The following is a 17,769-nucleotide window of genomic DNA, read 5'->3' as shown; positions in this document are numbered from 1 at the left end:
CGCCAAACTGCTTCAGCGTGCGCATCTTCGGGTTGGAAAGGCTGGTGCGCATGTGCGGTGCTCAGGCGTCGTTCAGCACCGAGCCGACCAGCGTGGCGCCGGCGAGCTCGAGGCTGCGCTTGAGCGCCAGCAGTTGCGGCACGCTGCTCTGGTTCTGCCGGGCAAGCAGCAACGCTGCGCCAGCGCGCACCGCCACCGTCTGCGCCTCGGCGTAGCTGCCGCCGGCCGGCGTGTCGATGATCACCACGTCGAAATCGCGTGCCAGCCTGGCCAGCGTTTCGGCAAAGATCGGCCGGCCGAGCAGCTCCTGCGGGTTGGGCGGCACCGCGCCGGCCGGCAGCACAGCCAGCGAGCGCAGGCTGGCCACGCGCTGCACGCCTTCGGCGCCATTGCGCCCGGCGAGCAGGCCGGAGAGCCCGGCACTGTTGTCCAGCTTGAAGAGTTCGTGCTGGCGCGGGTGGCGCAGGTCGGCATCGATCAGCAGCGTACGTTCGCCCAGCTGCGAGAAGACAATCGCCAGGTTGGCGGCGATGAAGCTGCGCCCTTCGCGCGCGCCGGGGCTGACGATGGCCAGCGCCTTGTGGTTCAGCTCGTTGTCGAACCAGCGCAGCATCAGCTGGCTGCGCAACGCGCGCAGATGCTCGACGCTGGCGCTGTGCGGCTTGTAGGCAGCCACCAGTTCGGCGCTGAGGCTGCTGTCGCCTGCCGACAGGTAGGGATAGTCGAACTGGCTGGAGAGCGCAAAGCGGATGTCGTCTTCGCTGAGCAGGCCAAGCTCGATCGCGGCATCGCCAAAGCGTTTGCCCTGCTCTTTCTGCAGGCGCAGGATGCGCTCGGCGTTCTCGGGCGTCAGGCGGCCGGCGTCGATCAATATGGCGCCGATCGATGCGCCGGCGCTCGGCGTTGTCGCCAGGATTGAAGTTTCCGCGAGGTGCATGGGTGTTCTCCGGGCGATCAGCTGGCCGCCGCTGCCAGCGGCTGGCGGCGTAGCGAGAAGAAGGACTGCAGCGTCTCGCGCAGGGTCGGCGGCGGCAGCGTCGAGTTGATGCTGGCAAGCAGCGGCAAATCGAGCGCTTCGGCCAGCTCGGCCGGCGAGCGCACGCGGCGGTTGGTCAGTTCGAGCAGCAGCGCGGCGCCGACGCCAAGCAAGGTGCCGAGGAAGACCGACACCAGCACGTTGAGCAAGACTCGCGGGCGGGAAGCTGTGGTCGGTTCGACCGCTGTGTTGAGTACGGCAAGGTTGGTCTGGATCGACTGGCTTTCCAGGCGACTCTGTGACGAGCGCTGGCTCACCGCCTCGAAGGCGCGCTGCGCGCTTTCAACGTCGCGCTTGAGCACGCTGATCTCATCTCGCTGGCGGTTGAGATCGAGCACGCGCGTTTTCTGCGTTTCGATCGCTTCGAGCAGTTCTTTCTCTTTCTGCTTGCCTACCTGCACCGAGGTGCCGAGGCTGCTGCTGATTTTCTGCGTTTCAACCGCCAGCCGGGCTTTCAGCGAGGCGATTTCCGATTCGGTGCGCTGCGTCTGCGGGTGGTTGCGGCCCAGATTGACGCTGCTTTCCTGCAGCTTCGCCTCCAGCCGGGCGATATCGGATTTGAGGTTGTTGATCAGCGGGTTCTGCAGCACTTCGGCGAGCGTTTCCGAGCCGCCGGCCGACTTCTGCTTGCTGCGGCTGTCGCTCGTCTGCGCCTGCACGGCGGTGAGCTGGCTCGAGATTTCGTTGAGCTTGGCGGTTTCGTAGTCGAGCCGCTCGTCGGTGGCGACGATGCCGGTTTTCTGCTGGTAGGCCGAAAGCGCCTGTTGCGCCTTTTCCAGCTTGTCGCGCTGCAGCCGCGTCTGCTCGTCAAACCAGGTCGAGTACTGCCGTGCCGGCTCGACCTTGAGCTCGAGGTTCACGTCGATGTAGGCCTGGGCAAAGGCGTTGGCAACGGCGGCGGCAAAGGCCGGGTCGGCGCCGCTGAAAGCGATATTGATGACGTTGCTCTCGCGCGAGGGCTTCACGTCGAGCTTCTTCTGCAGCAGTTCGGCCAGCCAGGCGACGGTGCTGCCCTTGCCTTCGGTGGCGTCCTGCCATTGCGCGCGGATCGTCGGGTTTTCATCCATGCGCAGCAGCTTGACCACGCGCTGCGCGACGCGATCACTGTTGATGATGTCCACCTGCGTCGCCATGTAGCCGGGCGCCATCAGCGCCGGCAGCACCATGCCGGCCACCGGGTCGGGCGATTTCACGTCGACCACCACCGCCGTGCTGGCGGTGTACTGCTTGGGAATCAGCAGGCTGACGATCAGCGTCGTCAGCACGGTGGCGAGGAAGGTCCACAGGATGATGCGTGCGCGGGCACGCAGGATGAGCAGGAACTGTTGCAGTGTCATGCGGGCGGTCCCTTAAAAGAGGCTTTCGCGGACGTAGATCACGTCGTTGGGCAAAACGGGATCGGTCAGATCGGGCGAGATTTTTTCGATGGCGCCGCTGGCGCTCTTGCGGTGCAGGCGCAGACGCCACTCGCTGCCGCGCGGCGACGGCCCGCCGCCGAGCGCCAGTGCCTGCATGACGGTCATGCCACGTTCGATGCGATAGGCGCCGGGGCGCTGCGCTTCGCCGTAGATGTAGAAAACCGGCGCGCGGTGCACGTAGATGGTGTCGCCGCCGGCGACGATGATGTCGTCCTGCGAGGCTTCGCCGAGAAACAGCGAGGGCACGTCGACTTCCTTGCGGAAAGGCTTGCCGCCACGCGTGCCGGTCACGATGGCTACGTCGTCGCCGCCCGGCGAGGCGCCGCCGGCGGCGGCCAGCGCATCGCTGACGCGGGTGTTGGTGTTTTCGATCGGGAAGCGCCCCGGCCGATTGACCTGCCCGAGCACAGCCACCTGATTGCCATGTACCTGCAGCAGCGCGATGTTGACCTGCGGCTGCTGCACGAAACCGCCCTGCTTGAGCGCGTCGGCAATTTTGCCTTCCGCCGCCGAGATCGACAGGCCGCCAAGCGCCACCGAGCCGATCAGCGGGTAGGTGATCAGGCCGCTTTCGGCAACGCGCGTTTCCACCGTCAGGTCGGGGTTCTGGAAAACCTGGACGCGGATGACGTCGCCGGCCCCGAGCGGATAGTCGGATTTGTCGTGTGCGGACTTTTCCTGGGCAAACGCCGCTCCGCCCAGGCATAGGCCGGCGGCGACGAGGACGGGAGCAGCGAGTCTGATGAGGCGGCGGATCATGCGGTTTTCCTTGCTGGCAGAGGCGGTTTTACGCAGTCTTACTTGAGCCCGGCGACGCCCTTTTCGAGCGCGTTGGCCGGTGTAGTAGCCGACTTTTCGCTGCTGGCGGCGGCTGGAGTAGTCGCTGGCGCGGTCGTCGGCGCAGCGGCCGGGCTGGCGGCCGGCGCAGCGGGCGCCGCCACCGGGGCGAAGTCGCCGAGGTAGCTGATCGTTGCCTTGTCGCGCAGCTGCTTGATCTCGCGGGCGGCGGCTTCGCCACCGCGCTGGTTGCCAAGGAACTGCTGGATGCGCGGCAGCGCCGTGGCTTCGTCCACCGGTTGCGATTGCGAGGCCACCAGACGCATGACGGTGATCGCCTTGCCGTCTTCGAGCACCAGGCCCTGCCCGTCCTTGAGCGCGTGCAGCTTGGGCAGCAGCGGCAGCGGCACTTGCTCGGCGGCGCGAGCGGCGCTACCGCCACCAAACTTGATGTCTTGCGCCTTCAGCCATCTGGCGATGTCTTCCATCGACTTGCCGGCGTTGATCTGATCGCGCAGCTTGGCGGCCAGCCCGTCGGCGGCGGCCAGCTGGATTTCCTGGATGTTGTAAAGGCGGCGTTCGGCGAAGAGCGCCGGGTTCTGCCGGTAATAGGCGCGCGCCTCATCCGGCGTGACCTTGCCCTGCGCGGAAACCACCTGTTCGAGATAGGCACGCGAGAGCACTTCGCGCCGCGCGGCCTCGAGGGCTTCCATCACTTCCGGCGAGCGGTCGATTTTTTTCTCGACTGCCTGATCGACGGCGAGTTGCTGCTCGATCAACTTCTCCAGCACGTCCTGACGCAGCTTCTTCGCCTGCTCGGGCGTGGCGGCAGCGGCGGCCGGGCCAAGGCGCGAGAGCAGGAAATTGATCTGGTGCACCGAGATCTCCGAGGAATTGACCTTGGCGGCGACCTGGCTGGCGGGCTTTTTTTCGTCCTTGTCACAGCCGTAAAGGCCGATGGCCAGCGGCAGCGCGATGAGAATGGCGGAGAGTTTGAGGCGCGAGCTGTTCACGATTGAGCGATTCCTGTTGATTGGCCGGAAACGGTTACGGTTGGAGGGACCGGCGCATTGTAAGGGTGAGGTCATGACAGAAATAAGACGGTGGGAAACCGCTTTCGGGGGCTGGGCAGGCGTCTTCATCAGAAGCTGAACTGCGCGGTGAGGTTGGCCGAGGTGCTGTTGTAGTCGAAGCCGCTGACGTTCGAGGCGCGCTTGTCGCCCTGCAGCGAGGCGACCAGCAGCACGGACTTGATCGGCGTCCATTCGAGTGCAATCGAGGCCTGGCGCAACGTGTCGTTGCGGCCGTTGGCGGGCGTCGCGGCAATGGCGCCGAGGTAGTCGCGGCGCGAGTATTCATAGCGCAGACGCAGGTTGGTTTTGGCGCCGATCTTCCACTGCGGGGCGACGAGCAGGCGATCGGTTTGCGAATAGCTGCTGTAAAGCGTCTGGAAGCTGGCCAGCTCGCGCGTGAAGCCGGCGCTCAGTTGCGTCTTGCCGCTGATGTTCCAGTCGAGCGAAACATTGCCGACCGTGCCGGCGTAATCGCGCTCGGCGTAATGGTCGTGCTGCCGTTCGAGACGGCCAACGCGCGCGCTGAGCCTGCTCTTGCCGGTGAACGGCCAGTCGAGACGGAGTTCTTTCTCGTTCTGCTCGAAACCGTTGTCGTAGAGGCCGCTGGCGATCGGCTGCTCACGCTTGAAGTAGTCGCCGCTGCCGCGGCGGCTGAGCGCGCTGAGCGCGGCGCCGGAGCTGAAAACGCGGCGCAGGCCGCCTTCGACGGTGGTGAGCGTGTTGTCGCCGTCGGCAAGGAAGGTCTGGCTGTTGGTGCGCTTGCTTTCGGCGGCACCGGCGAGCAGATGCCAGGGGCCGAACTCGAAGATGCCGTCGAAGCGCTTGACGCCGTCGGTCCGCAGGTTGCGGTTGTTGTAGCCGGTGTAGTCGGCAAAGCTGTTGAGCGACTGCGTGCGTGAGTCGCTCAGGCGGCCATGAAAGCGCGGCGTCAGCGACCAGTTCCAGGCGGCGGTGTAGTTGCTGGCGGTATAGCTGAGGTAGTCGAAGGTCTGGTAGCGGTAGTCGACGAGGCTGCCTTCCAGTTCGAAGCGTTGCAGCGAGACGTTCTTGGCCAGCTTGAGCGCGACGGTGCTGACGTTGATGTTCTCGGACTTCTGCTTGAGCCCGACCGCTGCCGGGTCGACCGACGACGACAGCCGAAAGAGGTTGTTGTCGTGCATGACGGTGTCGGAAAGCGTCAGGTTGAGCGTGTCGAAGGCGTCGGCGCCGGCTGTGCCGGCAAGCAGCAGCGCGGGCAGCAGGAGCAGGCCATGCCTGCGTCGGCTGGGGAGCGAGGCGCTGCGGGGGGGGGCGGGTTTTTTCTGCATGGCGGGTTCAGTAGGCAGCCTGATCCTTGAAGACGATGGCGACCGTCTTCAGGATGATGTGGATGTCGAGCCCGAGCGACCAGTTGCGCAGGTAGTCGAGGTCGTGGTCGATGCGTGCCTGCATCTTGTCGAGCGTTTCGGTTTCGCCGCGATAGCCGCTCACCTGCGCCCAGCCGGTGATGCCGGGCTTGACCTTGTGCCGGATCATGTAGCCCTTGATCAGCTTGCGGTAGAGCTCGTTGTGCGCGACGGCGTGCGGGCGTGGGCCGACGATGCTCATGCGCCCCTGCAGGACGTTGAAGAACTGCGGCAGTTCGTCGAGCGAGGTCTTGCGCAGGAAGGCGCCGAGCCGGGTAATGCGTCTGTCGCCCCTGGTCGCCTGTGCGATCGTATTGCCGTCGTCGCAGACGGTCATCGAGCGGAATTTATAGACAAGGATTTCGCTGCCATCGAGGCCGTAACGACGCTGCTTGAAGATCACCGGACCGGGCGAGGTGAGCTTGATGGCGACGGCGATAGACAGCAGTAGCGGCGACATGAGCATGAGGATGAGCGCCGAGATCACGATATCGCTGCTGCGCTTGACAAAGCCGTTCATGCCGGTGAATGGCGTTTCGCAGACGCTGATCACCGGCACGCCGCACACCGTGTTGGTCCGCCCCTGAACGAGGTCGGTGATGAACATGTCGGGGACGAAGTAGATCGACGCAGTGGTGTCCTTGAGCTCGTCGAGCACGTGCAGGATGCGCGGCTGCGAGGCCATCGGCAGCGACAGGTAGATGAGCTGGACGCGGCATTCCTTGACGTAGGCCGACAGCGTGGGCAGCGTGCCGAGCAGCGGGAACTGGCCGCTCAGGCAGAGGCGGTTTTCGTCGCGGTCGTCGAAGAAACCGCTCAGTTCGATCTGCGAGAAGGGCGTATCCCTGATGCGTCTGGCGAGTTCCAGCCCCTGCCCGTTCTTGCCGACGACGATCGCGCGCTGCGGGCTGCCTTGCAGGTTGAGTACCCACGGCGCCGTGAGCCGCAATACGAGGTGCCCGGCGAACACGCTGGCCGGCGCGACCCACAGCCAGGCGACGATGGCCTGCACTGAAAACTGCTTGATGTAGCCGGTGGCAAATCCGAGAAAGAGCAGAAGCACGGCAATCCAGCCCCAGCACAGCGCGGTCTCGGAAAACACGCGCCACAGCGGCTTGCCGAGGCGCGAGCTGCCGGGGAAAGCGAGCGAAAAGGCGATCACCGCCAGGATCAGATACGGCGGCGACAGCTCGCCTTCCTCGTAGAGCGCGATGCCCCACAGCGAGATGACCAGCAGCAAGGGCGCGAGCAGGCTTTCGACGACGAAGAGCAGGTTGTCACGACCGGGCGGTGTGACAAGCGTCTGCCCGCCGATCGACGAGGCGTGCGCGAGCGGATTACTTGCGGCCATTGGCGATCAGCTTTTCGAAGCGGTTGACCGCCTGCGTGCGGTTATAGACATCGAACTTTTTGAAGATCCGTTGCAGATGGTTCTTTACTGTGAAAGGACTGATCTTGAGGATCAGCTGGGTACGCTTGCCGATGGCGCTTGCGCGGCCGTAGAAGCCGCGTGCTTGCCGGCATTGCCGCTGATCCGTCGCTGAGCTTGCCGCGAAAAATGCGCAGCTTGGCGAAAGGCCGTGTCAATGTACGAAAGAAGGATTTCAAGCGCGTGACGGTGACATTCACCGTGTATTTCATTTGCGCAGAACGGGACACAGGTGCGCTGCAAACTGCAGCCCAAAAAAACGCCGCAAGCGTCGGCATCAGGAAACCGGAAACTTGCGGCAAGCTGTCGGCGAAGCCCGTAGGTCTTCGCCGGAACGGCAGAAAATCAGGGCTCGCGCTTGCTCACCCGTCGGCGAACAATGGCGCCCATCAGGCCAAGCCCGGCGAGCAGCATCGCGTACGAACCCGCTTCGGGAACGGCGGGCGTGCTGGACAGACCGAGCGAGTACGAACCGGCGTAGATGCCCGTCACCGAACCGCTGATGGTGACGTGATAGATACCCGCGGCAAGGCCGGCGAAATTTCCTTGCGTGAGACCGAAACTGCCGATCGGTGACGACGCCGGCCCCTGAACGGAGGCCGCATTCACTCCGCCGAGCCCTGAAAACAGCGACGCGGAGAGACCGGACGTGTCAACGATGGTGCCCAGGAGCGGGATCGACACCGGATTGTTGCTGAGCACGCCGGACAGATTGGCCGGTCCGCTGAGCTGGAAGTTGTAGATGTCGCTGAAGCTGTTGTCGCCGCCGAGCGCATGGGTGAAGCTCACGAGCGTGACGCCAGTGGGCAGGGTATCGATCGCAAATGCGGCATTCGCCGTTCCTGCCGTGGCAAAAATCCCCGCCAGCGCCAGTGAAATCGCAAGTTTGTTCATGAGCAGGCTCCAGTCCGAAATCCGAAATCAGCTGCCGCACTGCGGCATAGTCGGGCTGATTCTGGGTGCATATGCACCGGCCATCAATGGCTCTTTCGGACCAACGCACTCGTCCGCAGCGGGGTTCTTTCGGCACGAGCCGGGGGCGCCGCGGCTAGCCGGATTGCCCGGCAAGTGTGGTGGCGCCGGCTGCACCGACTATAATTCGCGCCGTGTGCCCGGATGATGAAATTGGTAGACATACCGGACTTAAAATCCGGAGCCGACAGGCGTGCGGGTTCGACCCCCGCTCCGGGCACCACAAGCTGACGTTTGCCTGCCGGTTTCAGCTCATGACCCATTGTCGCAAGCTGGTGCGCCCGAACATCCTGATGGACGACGACGGCGGCTGGCTGGCGGAAAAGGCTGTTCAGCGCGAACTGAACGGCGCGGGCGCCGCGACGAAATCTGTCCAGGCCGCGCTATAAAGATAGCTGACAAGATCGGCCGTGAGCCGATGCCCGAATCGGGCACCTCGCAGCGTGCAAGAAAAGGCTAGCGGCGGCGCAAGAAAACAGAATTGTCGGCGCCCGATGTTGGCCGGAAAACGGCACTTGCTGCATTGCGCGGCGTTGACTCTGCGCACAAAAGACCGGAAGCAGCCAGCAAGCACCCATTACGTGACATATTATGCGAATGCCATCTTCACGGACAAAAAGAAAGGAAGCCGAGTGGCTTCCTTTCTTTGCTACTGGAGCGGCAGAAGAGTCTCGAACTCTCGACCTCAACCTTGGCAAGGTTGCGCTCTACCAACTGAGCTACTGCCGCATGAAACCTTTGTTACTGGAGGCGCGAGCCGGAGTCGAACCGACCTACACGGATTTGCAATCCGGTGCATAACCGCTTTGCTATCGCGCCGTGTCCGCCGAAGCGGCTCTTGCAACTAAAAGGGGAAAGCCCGTTCAGCTTTCCCCCGAAAACTGGAGCGGCAGAAGAGTCTCGAACTCTCGACCTCAACCTTGGCAAGGTTGCGCTCTACCAACTGAGCTACTGCCGCGTCAAACGAGTGCGCATTATAAAGACTGTTTTCGCGCTGTCAAGCGCCGGAAGCTCAGTTTGCCGCCTGAAAAGCAAAGGCTGCTGCGCTTCTCCGGGCGGGCGGTAAAAGCGCTGGCACAAGCGTCGGGACGCGGCGGCAGACCCGGCGACAACGCCGCAGGTCAGGATGGCGTCAGTTGCGCAGGCGTTCCTGGGCGACGATTTCGGGCCAGGCCATGCGCATGTAATAGCCCATCGACCACAAGGTGAGCACGGCAGCGAAGTAGATCAGCCAGGTGCCGTTTTCCTGTGCATCGACGCCGCCAACCGGCGCGTGATAGAGCAGCATCGGAATCGCGGTCATCTGCGCCATTGTCTTGACCTTGCCGATCATCGATACGGCAACGCTGCGATGCGCGCCGATCTGCGCCATCCACTCGCGCAGCGCCGAGATGGTGATTTCACGGCCGATGATGATCGCAGCAATGACCGCATCGAGACGACCGAGCTGCACGAGCATGATCAGCGCCGCTGCGACCATCAGCTTATCGGCGACCGGATCGAGAAACGCGCCGAAGGCCGAGGTCTGGTCAAGACGGCGGGCAAGATAGCCATCGAGCCAGTCGGTGGCGGCTGCGGTGACGAAAATCAGCGTCGCCAGCCCGTCACGCCCGAACATCTGCGGCACCCACGATTCCGGCGCGTAGTAGACACCGATCATCGCCGGGATGAGCAGGATGCGCAGCCAGGTGAGGAAGATGGGAACGTTAAATGGCATCAGCGCAACGCAGCATGAATTCTTTCCGCCAGTTCCCGGCTGATGCCGGAAACCGAACACAGTTGCTCAACGCCGGCGTCGGCGAGGCCCTGCAGACCGCCGAAATGCGCGATCAGCGCCTTGCGCCGCTTCGGACCGATGCCGTCGATATCCTCCAGACGCGAGGTCTTGCGCTGCTTGCCGCGTTTGGCACGGTGGCCGGAAACGGCAAAGCGGTGCGCCTCGTCGCGCACTTCCTGGATCAGCAGCAGCGCGGGATGATCGGCCGGCAATTGTAACGGTTCGCGTCCGTCCGGGAAAATCAGCGTTTCCAGCCCCGGCTTGCGCGCCTCGCCCTTGGCGACGCCGATCATCGGCAATTGTGACAGGCCCAGCTCTTCCAGCGCCGACGCCGCCTGAGCCACCTGCCCCTTGCCGCCGTCGATGAGGATCAGCGCCGGCGCCGTTCCCTCGCCGCTCGCCACCTTGTCGTAGCGGCGCAGCACCGCCTGACGGATCGCCGCGTAGTCGTCGCCCGGCGTGATGTCGCGGATGTTGAAGCGCCGATATTCGCTGCGGCGCATGCCCTCGCCCTGATAGACGACGCACGAGGCGACGGGCGATTCGCCCATGGTGTGGCTGATGTCGAAGCACTCGACGCGATCGCCGTCGAGGCCAAAAAGCTCCTGCAGCGCCTGCAGACGCTTGCCCTGCATCGACAGCGCCGCGCGCCGCGCGCTGATCGCCAGACGGGCATTCTGCCCGGCCATCTCCACCCAGTGCCGCGGCATCGACAGGCGTGGCTCGACCACCGGCGTCGGCCGACCAGCGAGTGCGCTGACGGCGACACCGGCCTCGTCGTCGGCCGGCAAGGGGCTGACGAAAACGCGTTCGGGTGCCGGGTGCGCCAGATAGTGCTGCTGCAGGAAGGCGAGCAGCGCTTCCGCCGGCGTACAGCCGGCGGCATTGCCGGGGAAGAACGGCCGGTCGCCAAGGTGCCGGCCGCCGCGCACCATTGCCAGATTGACGCAGATGAGGCCATCTTCCTCGACGGCGACGACGATATCGACGTCCTCACCACGGCTGCTCTCGACGTACTGCTTCTCCTGCACGTGGCGCAATGACTGGATCTGGTCGCGGATGCGCCCGGCTTCCTCGAAGGCGAGCGCGGCGGCGGCCACCTGCATGCTCTCGTTGAGCCGGCTGATCACCTCCTGCTGCTTGCCCTGCAGGAACATCGCCGCCAGCTGCACGTCGCCGGCATAAGCCTCGGCATCGACCTCGCCGACACAGGGGCCGGAACAGCGGCGGATCTGGAACAGCAGGCACGGGCGCGAGCGATTGGCGAAAACCGAGTTCTCGCAGGTACGCAGGCGGAACATCTTCTGCAGCAGATGCACGCTCTCGCGCACGGCGACCGACGACGGATAGGGGCCGAAATAGTCGGCGCGGCGGTCGGTAGCGCCACGATAGAAAGCCAGCCGCGGGAATTCGTCGCGGGTGAGGACGATGTACGGGTAGGACTTGTCGTCGCGGAAAAGGATGTTGTAGCGCGGCGACAGGCGCTTAATCAGGTTGTTCTCGAGCAGCAGCGCTTCGGCTTCGGAGCCGACGACGGTGGTGTCGACGCGCGCGATCTGCGCCACCATCAGCGCGATGCGCGGACTCGGGTGGTGCTCGCGAAAATACGAAGCGACGCGCTTCTTCAGACTCTTCGCCTTGCCGACGTAGAGAACGACATCCTTGGCGTCGATCATGCGATAGACGCCGGGCAGCTCGGGCAGCGTCGCCAGCAGCGCGCGCGCGTCGAACGGCGGCGCGACAGCCGGGCCGGGCGGCTCGCCGGCGTCCGCATCTGGCGATCCGGCCATTGCCGGACTGACGAAAGACGCGGCGGAATCCTCGATGGATGGCGCGTCTGGCGGCGAACTGGGCGGCTGGGGTAGCATGACGGCCCCGATCTTATCACGCGCGTCGATGCCCACTCCTGCCCCAACCCGAGCCGAGCGCTGGGACATTTTCTGTGCGGTGATCGACAATTTCGGCGACATCGGCGTCAGCTGGCGGCTTGCCCGTCAGCTCGCGGCCGAACACGGTATCGCAGTTCGCCTGTGGGTCGACGAGCCGGCCGCGCTGGCCGCGCTCTGCCCGCAATTCGATCCGCAAAAGGCCGGACAGACGATTCATGGCGTCGCCATCCACCACTGGCAGCGCCATACCAGCGGCGAAACCGCTGCCAACCCGGATTTGCCGCAGCCATTTCTCGCCGCTCCAGGCGATGTCGTCATCGAAGCCTTCGGCTGCAACATCCCGGAAAGCGGCCTCGTCGCGATGGCGGAGCGCCAGCCGCCGCCGGTGTGGATCAACCTCGAATACCTCAGCGCCGAGCCGTGGACGCTGGGCTGCCACGGACTCGGCTCGCCGCATCCGCGCCTGCCACTGACGCGCCACTTCTTCTTCCCCGGATTCGTGCCGGGCAGCGGCGGCCTGCTGCGCGAGGCTGACCTGCCCGCCCGCCGGCAGGCCGCTGCAGCCGACGCCGCGGCCCGCGCAGCGCTCTGCCGTGATTTCAACATGCCGCCGCCAGCGGCCGATGCGCTGCTCGTCTCGCTTTTTTCCTACGAGAACGCAGCCATCGCCGAGCTGTTCGCGCTCTGGGCCGCCGGCGACGCTCCAGTCTGCTGCCTGTTGCCGGTATCACGCGCGCAGCCGACCGCGGCAGCGTTCTTCGGCCAGACGCTCGCCGCCGGCGACTGCGTCCGGCGCGGAGCGCTGGAACTGCGCGTTCTGCCTTTCGTCGAGCAGTCGCGTTACGACGCCCTGCTGCGCGCCTGCGATCTCAATTTCGTTCGCGGCGAAGACTCCTTCGTGCGCGCGCAGTGGGCCGCCAGACCCTTGGTCTGGCACATCTACGCGCAGGAAGAAGCGGCGCATCTCGTCAAGCTCGACGCCTTCCTCGACCTCTACTGCGCCGCGCTGACGCCGCCGGCAGATGCGGCCGTTCGCGACTTCGCGCATGCCTGGAACGGAGGCCACATCGCGGCGGATCACTGGCAAAACTTGCGCAAAGCCCTGCCCGAACTCGCCACCCACGCGACGCAGTGGTGCGACGAGCTGGCAAAACAGCAGGATCTGGCGAGCGCGCTGGTGCATTTCTGCCAAGCCCGCGTATAATAAGCGGTTATTTTTTACCGCCATTACCGGAAAAGCACTATGAAAACCGCTCAGGAGCTTCGCGCAGGCAACGTGTTCATGGTCGGCAACGACCCGCTGGTTGTCCTCAAGGCCGAATACAACAAGTCGGGCCGCAACGCCGCCGTCGTCAAGATGAAGATGAAGAATCTCCTGACCGGCGCGCCGAGCGAGACCGTCTATCGCGCTGACGACAAGTTCGAAGTCGTCCAGCTCGATCGCAAGGAAGTCACCTACTCCTACTTCGCCGACCCGATGTACGTCTTCATGGACGGCGAGTACAACCAGTACGAAATCGAAGCCGAGAGCATGGGCGAAGCGCTCAACTACCTCGAAGACGGCATGCCCTGTGAAGTCGTTTTCTACGACGGCAAGGCGATCTCGGTCGACATGCCGAACTCGCTGGTGCGCGAAGTCATCTACACCGAGCCGGCCGTCAAGGGCGACACTTCGGGCAAGGTGCTGAAGCCTGCGCGCCTGTCCACCGGCTTCGAACTGCCGGTGCCGGCTTTCGTCGAAATCGGCGACAAGATCGAGATCGACACGCGCACCAACGAATACCGCGCCCGCGTCAAGTAAGCGGCGCCCGGCGTACAACAAAAAAGGCGGCTGCGAGCCGCCTTTTTTGTGCCTGACGTTCTTGTGCCCGGCGTTCACCGACGGGGGCCGTTCCGGCCAGCCCGTCCGGCCCTGCTACATGCACTCTTCCTCGAGCTTGGCCAGCAGTTGCAGCGCTTCGCTGTCGTCTTCGGCTTCAAGAAACTCGCGAATGCTCTGCAGGTAACAGTGCAGCAGGAACAGTTCGTCGTGCTTGCCGCTGTTCAGCCGCTTCAGGAAGTAGTCCCAGAAGGGATTGTGCTTATCGGGATCTTCGGCGTGCCGGCGAATCATGCCGACCAGCAGGCGAGCGTTGTTGTCGCAGTCGATGTTCTGGAAGCTGACGTAACGGTTGCGGCTTGCTTCGCTCATTTCGGCCTTTCCCGTCCCAGCCAGGCTCGGCCGCAGCATGGACGAATTATTTATATTTAAAACAATACACTGAACGCGAAACTTCATTCATCTTATGAACTTTCGGCCAGCATTGCCAGGAGTCGGTCGCGGCGCAGAAATGTCGGAAAGCGCTCAATCCGCGCCGCTTGCCGACGGTTTGAGCAAACTTCAGGCCAAAGCGCGCTGCAGGCGATCCGCCTGCGCAAGGCCTGCCCGATAGCGTGCGTCGAGCGCCAGTGCCTCGCGGCTCGACGCCGGCACGGCACAGCGTAAGGCAGCACGACGGCGAATGCGTTGCGGCTCATCGACGACTCGCCAGCGCTCGAGCAGTACGTCGACCGATTCCGGCGCGTTGCAGACGAGCAGCATGTCGACGCCGGCCGACCAGGCGGCGTCGGCGCGCGCGACGATGTCGCCGGCAAGGCTGGCGCCGTGCATCGACAGATCGTCGCTGAAGATGGCGCCGGCGAATCCCAGTTCCTCGCGCAGCAACCTAATCCAGACGGGCGAGAATCCGGCCGGCCGCGAATCGACCTGCGGATAGACGACATGCGCCGGCATCACCGCGTCGAGCGGCAACTGGCGGTACGGCGCGAGATCGGGCGCCAGTTCGGCAAGGCTGCGCGGGTCGACCGGCATGGCGACGTGCGAATCGGCCTCGGCCCAGCCGTGGCCGGGGAAATGCTTGCCGCAGGCGATCATGCCGCCCTGCCGCAGTCCGTCGATCAGCGCGCCAGCCAGTGCGACCACCGCCTGCGGATCGCCATGAAAAGCACGGTTACCGACCACCGCGCTGCGTCCCCAATCGAGATCGAGCACCGGCGTAAAGGACAGATCGACGCCACAGGCGCGCAATTCGGCGGCAAGAACGAAACCGATGTCGCCCGCCGCCGTTGCGGCCGCAGCCGCATCCGCGTCCCACAGTTCGCCGAGCTGGCGCATCGCCGGCAAGCGCGTGAAACCTTCGCGACAGCGCTGCACACGGCCACCCTCATGGTCGATGCCGATCAGCAGCCCCGGACGCAAGGCATGGATCGCGGCGCACAAAGCGGCCAGCTGCTCCGGGTCGCGGTAGTTGCGCGTAAAGAGGATGATGCCGCCGACCAGCGGATGCGCGATACGCCGGCAGTCGTCAGCGGCGAGCTGGGTGCCAAGGACATCGACCATCAGCGGGCCGGGCAGATCGTCCGGCAGCGGGGAGGAATGCGCAGTGGAACGCAACGAGGAATTCATGCCTGCTCCAGAACGACGAAAGCAACGGCAAATTCGCGCTCGTCGCTGATCGAAAGATGTGCGACGAGAGAGCGCGACTGCAGCAGTGCGGCGAGTTCGGGCGCAAAGGCGAAGGCCGGTTTGCCGAGCGCATCATGAACAACAGCGATGTTCGACAAGGTCGCCGGCGCGACGACACCGGTGCCGAGCGCCTTGGCGAAGGCTTCCTTGGCGGCAAAACGCTTGGCGAGAAAGCGTCCGGCGTCGCTGGCCGCAGCGAAATCCTCACGCTCGCTCGCGGCCAGCACCTTCTCCAGTGCGCGCGTGCCGTGGCGCTCGTAAAACTGGCCGAGCCGCGCGACGGCGACGATGTCGGTACCGACGCCGGCGATCATTTCGCCTGTGCGACCGAGTGTTCCTGCGCTTCGCGCATCAGCCGCTTCATCTCGGACACGGCCTCGCGCAGTCCGACAAAGACGGCGCGGCTGACGATGGCGTGGCCGATGTGCAGTTCGCGGATTCCCGGCAGCCGCGCGACCGGCTGCACATTGAAGTAATTGAGCGCGTGTCCGGCGTTGAAACGCATGTCGAGCGCGCGGATCGCGTCGCCGGCAGCGCGGATCTTCTCCAGCTCGGCCACGACGGCGGGCCGCTCGGGATCGCGACCCTTGGCATGGAAGGCGTGTGCGTAAGGGCCGGTATGCAGTTCGCAGACCTGCGCACCGATGCGCGCCGCCGCCTCGACCTGGCGCAGATCCGGATCGATGAAGACGCTGGTGACGATGCCGGCATCTGCCAGCCGCGCGACGACGTCCTTGAGCGCCGCTTCCTGGCCGGCAACGTCAAGACCACCTTCGGTCGTCACTTCCTGACGCCCTTCGGGAACGAGCATCGCCATGTCCGGCTTGACACGGCGGGCAATGCCGAGCATCTCGTCGGTGGCGGCCATTTCCAGGTTCAGCTTGATCTGCGTCAGGTCGCGCAGCTTGTGCACGTCGTCGTCCTGGATGTGCCTGCGATCTTCGCGCAGGTGGATGGTGATGCCGTCCGCGCCGCCGAGATGCGCTTCCACCGCCGCCCAGACCGGGTCGGGTTCATAGGTGCGGCGCGCCTGCCGGATCGTCGCCACGTGGTCAAGATTTACGCCAAGTTCGATCATTACGAGGAAAGTCCTGAAACGTTGAGAGAGATGTCCGCCGCCAGCGGCGCCGAGTCATGCGCCGACGCCCGGAGCAAGCGAAATCCGCCGACGGCGTCAGACGGAATGTACGAGTCTACCGCGGTCGAGCGCATCGAGTCGCCCCCGCAAACCCGCCAACTCTGGGCCGGCCACGCGAAGCGCCCGAAAAGAAAAAACAACCCATTGAATTCATTACATTTGCAAACACATCAGTCAGATTCGTGGACAAGCCGCGGCGACGATCAGCGTTACACTCGCCGAGGCATGGATTTCCAGCAGCAATCAGGAAGACAAATTGATCCGATTATCAGCAGACCTCAGCATCCTCACCGTACTCAACGAACGCCTGGTTGAACAGAGACTTCCGAAGCTCGACTACCTGAAACACCGGCTCGATCGCGGCGAAATCCTCGACGATTACGACATCTGGTTCCTCGAGAACGCCCTTGCCGATGCCCGGCGCAACACGACGCTGGTCGAACGGCATCCCGAGGCGCAGGGCATCTTCGGCAGCCTGCTGCATCTGTACAAAGAGATCATGGACCTCGCCGTCGCCAACGAAAAGAATCCTGCGCTGCTCGCCGCAACGAATTCGTAGGGCGTCGTCACCTCAAAGCTCCTGCAGCTCGAGGAAAATCTTGCGCGTTTCGAGTCCCTTGCCGCCGGTGTAATGGGCGATCAGCGCGCGCATCAGCGGCTTGGCCTCGGCCAATGAACGCGGATCGCTGAAATCGTCGCGATTCATGTCGATCAGCGCACGACCGCTGACCGACAGGGCCGACGCCCCCGGCGACTTGAGGCGCACCGGCCCGCGTTCGATCGCGTAAGCGTAGTGCGCGTCAGCGTCGATCGCCTCGCCCTCGGCATCGTGCGCCAGCGTCAGGCCGTAGCCAAGTTCGCCGAGCAGGGCGCGCTCGAAGCGACGCAGATCGGCCTCGTGCAGCCCCTCGGCAAAACGACGCAGGGTTTCCGCGTACACAGCGAAAAGGCGCTCGTGCGCATCCTCGCGCGGCAGCAGGTGCAGCAACAGTTCGTTGAGGTAGTAGCCGCAAAACAGCGCCTTGCCGGCGAGCAGCGGCTGGCCGCCCTGCCACTCGGCCTTCATCAGCGTGCGTACCTCGCCCTTGCCCGACCAGCCAAGCTCCAGCGGCTGGAAAGCCATGAGCAGGCCACGCAGCGGCGAACGCGGCCGGCGCGCGCCGCGCGCGAGCAGCGCCAAGCGCCCGTGATCGCGCGAGAACACTTCAATGATGAGACTGGTTTCGCGAAACGGGTAGGTATGCAGCACGTAGGCTGCCTGGCCATCGATGCGCTGCCGCAACATTCCCTACTCCGCTGTGCGGGCGGCGCCGCCGGGCTTTCTCGGCTGCGTTGCCGCAGCCAGGTGCCGACCAGCCGACAGCAAAGAG

General features: G+C 64.5%; 19 protein-coding genes and 4 tRNA genes. 5 read left to right on the top strand and 18 right to left on the bottom strand.

All coding sequences use genetic code 11. The features are described from left to right. Positions 1-61: 61 nt before the first annotated feature. From epsG to GGD90_RS07725, 8 genes are all read right to left on the bottom strand, one after another. Entirely contained in the window at positions 62-937 is an 876-nt protein-coding gene (gene epsG / locus GGD90_RS07760) for a chain length determinant protein tyrosine kinase EpsG (RefSeq protein WP_153115691.1), read from the bottom strand. Positions 938-954: 17 nt separating this feature from the next. Next, positions 955-2,373: a chain length determinant protein EpsF gene (epsF, locus tag GGD90_RS07755; RefSeq protein WP_153115690.1), complete on the bottom strand. Its 1,419-nt coding sequence runs from the start codon at positions 2,371-2,373 to the stop codon at positions 955-957. A gap of 12 nt (positions 2,374-2,385) precedes the next feature. Next, a complete protein-coding gene (epsE, locus tag GGD90_RS07750; protein WP_153115689.1) occupies positions 2,386-3,213 on the bottom strand; it encodes a polysaccharide export protein EpsE in 828 nt (275 codons plus the stop codon). A gap of 38 nt (positions 3,214-3,251) precedes the next feature. Next, on the bottom strand, positions 3,252-4,244 hold the full coding sequence (locus GGD90_RS07745) for an EpsD family peptidyl-prolyl cis-trans isomerase (RefSeq protein WP_184415003.1): 993 nt from the start codon (positions 4,242-4,244) through the stop codon (positions 3,252-3,254). 128 nt (positions 4,245-4,372) lie between these two features. Then, complete coding sequence (gene epsL / locus GGD90_RS07740; protein ID WP_153115687.1) at positions 4,373-5,611, bottom strand: XrtB/PEP-CTERM-associated polysaccharide biosynthesis outer membrane protein EpsL; 1,239 nt, start codon at positions 5,609-5,611, stop codon at positions 4,373-4,375. A 7-nt stretch (positions 5,612-5,618) separates the two neighbouring features. Further along, complete coding sequence (locus tag GGD90_RS07735; protein ID WP_153115686.1) at positions 5,619-7,040, bottom strand: undecaprenyl-phosphate glucose phosphotransferase; 1,422 nt, start codon at positions 7,038-7,040, stop codon at positions 5,619-5,621. Continuing rightward, positions 7,027-7,143 (bottom strand): LuxR C-terminal-related transcriptional regulator, encoded by a 117-nt coding sequence (locus GGD90_RS18395; protein WP_407690629.1) that lies wholly within the window; start codon positions 7,141-7,143, stop codon positions 7,027-7,029. The genes GGD90_RS07735 and GGD90_RS18395 overlap by 14 nt, the downstream gene beginning before the upstream one ends. Positions 7,144-7,463: 320 nt before the next feature. Next, positions 7,464-8,012: an FxDxF family PEP-CTERM protein gene (locus GGD90_RS07725; RefSeq protein WP_153115685.1), complete on the bottom strand. Its 549-nt coding sequence runs from the start codon at positions 8,010-8,012 to the stop codon at positions 7,464-7,466. A gap of 216 nt (positions 8,013-8,228) precedes the next feature. Here GGD90_RS07725 and GGD90_RS07720 point away from each other — a divergent pair. Beyond that, positions 8,229-8,313: transfer RNA gene (locus tag GGD90_RS07720), tRNA-Leu, on the top strand. A gap of 31 nt (positions 8,314-8,344) precedes the next feature. Next, complete coding sequence (locus GGD90_RS18210) at positions 8,345-8,479, top strand: hypothetical protein (RefSeq protein WP_265589149.1); 135 nt, start codon at positions 8,345-8,347, stop codon at positions 8,477-8,479. A gap of 264 nt (positions 8,480-8,743) precedes the next feature. On the opposite strand, the gene GGD90_RS07715 is transcribed toward GGD90_RS18210, so the two are convergent. The 5 genes from GGD90_RS07715 to uvrC form a co-directional block, all read right to left on the bottom strand. Continuing rightward, positions 8,744-8,819 (bottom strand) — tRNA-Gly (locus GGD90_RS07715). 16 nt (positions 8,820-8,835) lie between these two features. Next, positions 8,836-8,909, bottom strand: a tRNA-Cys gene (locus tag GGD90_RS07710). A gap of 63 nt (positions 8,910-8,972) precedes the next feature. Continuing rightward, positions 8,973-9,048 (bottom strand) — tRNA-Gly (locus tag GGD90_RS07705). 174 nt (positions 9,049-9,222) lie between these two features. Next, positions 9,223-9,807 (bottom strand): CDP-diacylglycerol--glycerol-3-phosphate 3-phosphatidyltransferase, encoded by a 585-nt coding sequence (pgsA, locus tag GGD90_RS07700; RefSeq protein WP_153115684.1) that lies wholly within the window; start codon positions 9,805-9,807, stop codon positions 9,223-9,225. Continuing rightward, on the bottom strand, positions 9,807-11,657 hold the full coding sequence (gene uvrC, locus GGD90_RS07695; RefSeq protein WP_153115683.1) for an excinuclease ABC subunit UvrC: 1,851 nt from the start codon (positions 11,655-11,657) through the stop codon (positions 9,807-9,809). The genes pgsA and uvrC overlap by 1 nt, the downstream gene beginning before the upstream one ends. A gap of 106 nt (positions 11,658-11,763) precedes the next feature. On the opposite strand from uvrC, the gene earP reads away from it, so the two are divergent. Together earP and efp are read left to right on the top strand one after the other, a co-directional pair. Continuing rightward, positions 11,764-12,960, top strand: a complete 1,197-nt coding sequence (gene earP / locus GGD90_RS07690; protein WP_153115682.1) for an elongation factor P maturation arginine rhamnosyltransferase EarP — start codon at positions 11,764-11,766, stop codon at positions 12,958-12,960. A 39-nt stretch (positions 12,961-12,999) separates the two neighbouring features. Continuing rightward, positions 13,000-13,557, top strand: coding sequence for an elongation factor P (gene efp / locus GGD90_RS07685; RefSeq protein WP_153115681.1), 558 nt, complete (start codon positions 13,000-13,002; stop codon positions 13,555-13,557). A 114-nt stretch (positions 13,558-13,671) separates the two neighbouring features. Here the strand turns inward: efp and cowN are convergent, their stop codons facing one another. From cowN to GGD90_RS07665, 4 genes are all read right to left on the bottom strand, one after another. Continuing rightward, positions 13,672-13,947 (bottom strand): N(2)-fixation sustaining protein CowN, encoded by a 276-nt coding sequence (cowN, locus tag GGD90_RS07680; RefSeq protein WP_221227688.1) that lies wholly within the window; start codon positions 13,945-13,947, stop codon positions 13,672-13,674. A gap of 189 nt (positions 13,948-14,136) precedes the next feature. Then, a complete protein-coding gene (gene nagZ / locus GGD90_RS07675) occupies positions 14,137-15,201 on the bottom strand; it encodes a beta-N-acetylhexosaminidase (RefSeq protein ID WP_228273664.1) in 1,065 nt (354 codons plus the stop codon). Continuing rightward, positions 15,198-15,575 carry a holo-ACP synthase gene (gene acpS / locus GGD90_RS07670; RefSeq protein ID WP_153115679.1) on the bottom strand — a complete coding sequence of 126 codons (378 nt, stop codon included), beginning with the start codon at positions 15,573-15,575 and terminating at the stop codon, positions 15,198-15,200. Before acpS ends, nagZ begins: the two co-directional genes overlap by 4 nt. Continuing rightward, the gene (locus GGD90_RS07665; protein ID WP_153115678.1) at positions 15,572-16,339 is read right to left on the bottom strand and encodes a pyridoxine 5'-phosphate synthase; all 768 of its coding nucleotides are present in this window, start codon (positions 16,337-16,339) and stop codon (positions 15,572-15,574) included. The genes acpS and GGD90_RS07665 overlap by 4 nt, the downstream gene beginning before the upstream one ends. Positions 16,340-16,655: 316 nt before the next feature. On the opposite strand from GGD90_RS07665, the gene GGD90_RS07660 reads away from it, so the two are divergent. Further along, positions 16,656-16,958 carry a hypothetical protein gene (locus GGD90_RS07660; RefSeq protein WP_153115677.1) on the top strand — a complete coding sequence of 101 codons (303 nt, stop codon included), beginning with the start codon at positions 16,656-16,658 and terminating at the stop codon, positions 16,956-16,958. A 12-nt stretch (positions 16,959-16,970) separates the two neighbouring features. On the opposite strand, the gene recO is transcribed toward GGD90_RS07660, so the two are convergent. Beyond that, a complete protein-coding gene (gene recO, locus GGD90_RS07655) occupies positions 16,971-17,684 on the bottom strand; it encodes a DNA repair protein RecO (protein ID WP_153115676.1) in 714 nt (237 codons plus the stop codon). Between the last annotated feature and the right edge of the window lie 85 nt (positions 17,685-17,769).

Origin of the sequence: Rhodocyclus tenuis (assembly GCF_014197755.1) — a bacterium.
Lineage (GTDB): Bacteria > Pseudomonadota > Gammaproteobacteria > Burkholderiales > Rhodocyclaceae > Rhodocyclus > Rhodocyclus tenuis.
This window is presented reverse-complemented; position numbering and strand designations above follow the sequence as displayed.

What these genes read in the sequence shown, in the direction of transcription:
- epsG (WP_153115691.1), bottom strand. Translation starts at nt 937, where the DNA reads ATGCACCTCGCGGAAACTTCAATCCTGGCGACAACGCCGAGCGCCGGC.
- epsF (WP_153115690.1), bottom strand. Translation starts at nt 2,373, where the DNA reads ATGACACTGCAACAGTTCCTGCTCATCCTGCGTGCCCGCGCACGCATC.
- epsE (WP_153115689.1), bottom strand. Translation starts at nt 3,213, where the DNA reads ATGATCCGCCGCCTCATCAGACTCGCTGCTCCCGTCCTCGTCGCCGCC.
- epsL (WP_153115687.1), bottom strand. Translation starts at nt 5,611, where the DNA reads ATGCAGAAAAAACCCGCCCCCCCCCGCAGCGCCTCGCTCCCCAGCCGA.
- GGD90_RS07735 (WP_153115686.1), bottom strand. Translation starts at nt 7,040, where the DNA reads ATGGCCGCAAGTAATCCGCTCGCGCACGCCTCGTCGATCGGCGGGCAG.
- GGD90_RS07725 (WP_153115685.1), bottom strand. Translation starts at nt 8,012, where the DNA reads ATGAACAAACTTGCGATTTCACTGGCGCTGGCGGGGATTTTTGCCACG.
- GGD90_RS18210 (WP_265589149.1), top strand. Translation starts at nt 8,345, where the DNA reads ATGACCCATTGTCGCAAGCTGGTGCGCCCGAACATCCTGATGGACGAC.
- pgsA (WP_153115684.1), bottom strand. Translation starts at nt 9,807, where the DNA reads ATGCCATTTAACGTTCCCATCTTCCTCACCTGGCTGCGCATCCTGCTC.
- uvrC (WP_153115683.1), bottom strand. Translation starts at nt 11,657, where the DNA reads ATGGCCGGATCGCCAGATGCGGACGCCGGCGAGCCGCCCGGCCCGGCT.
- earP (WP_153115682.1), top strand. Translation starts at nt 11,764, where the DNA reads ATGCCCACTCCTGCCCCAACCCGAGCCGAGCGCTGGGACATTTTCTGT.
- efp (WP_153115681.1), top strand. Translation starts at nt 13,000, where the DNA reads ATGAAAACCGCTCAGGAGCTTCGCGCAGGCAACGTGTTCATGGTCGGC.
- cowN (WP_221227688.1), bottom strand. Translation starts at nt 13,947, where the DNA reads ATGAGCGAAGCAAGCCGCAACCGTTACGTCAGCTTCCAGAACATCGAC.
- nagZ (WP_228273664.1), bottom strand. Translation starts at nt 15,201, where the DNA reads ATGAATTCCTCGTTGCGTTCCACTGCGCATTCCTCCCCGCTGCCGGAC.
- acpS (WP_153115679.1), bottom strand. Translation starts at nt 15,575, where the DNA reads ATGATCGCCGGCGTCGGTACCGACATCGTCGCCGTCGCGCGGCTCGGC.
- GGD90_RS07665 (WP_153115678.1), bottom strand. Translation starts at nt 16,339, where the DNA reads ATGATCGAACTTGGCGTAAATCTTGACCACGTGGCGACGATCCGGCAG.
- recO (WP_153115676.1), bottom strand. Translation starts at nt 17,684, where the DNA reads ATGTTGCGGCAGCGCATCGATGGCCAGGCAGCCTACGTGCTGCATACC.